We start from the raw sequence: 274 nt of genomic DNA, 5'->3' as shown, positions 1-274 counted from the left end.
AATCCGTCGGAACGACGTGCCCGAGGTCGAGCTTCTCAGCGAGTTCGAGAACCCGTGCACCGACGGCCCCGAACTGGATGCCGATGCCGGTGTTGTTTGCGAAGACGGTGATCTCCTCGGGGCTCTGACGGACGGGCGCCGGATCGATGAGCACGTCTCCGAGTTCGCGGATCTGCTCCCAGGTCAACCTACCGCGCTCGACCGGCCCCAAGATGTCGAATTGCTTGTCGTGGTGCACCTGCTCGCGGGAGAACACGACGATGTGATCGGCCCT

At 63.5% G+C, this 274-nt stretch carries 1 protein-coding gene; it reads right to left on the bottom strand.

All coding sequences use genetic code 11. The annotated features are described in order from the left end of the window. On the bottom strand, window positions 1-274 hold a 274-nt coding region (locus ABFX56_RS16070; protein WP_346234361.1), incomplete at both ends, for a hypothetical protein.

It is taken from the genome of Parafrigoribacterium mesophilum, from assembly GCF_039652555.1.
GTDB classification, from domain to species: domain Bacteria; phylum Actinomycetota; class Actinomycetes; order Actinomycetales; family Microbacteriaceae; genus Parafrigoribacterium; species Parafrigoribacterium mesophilum.
This window is presented reverse-complemented; position numbering and strand designations above follow the sequence as displayed.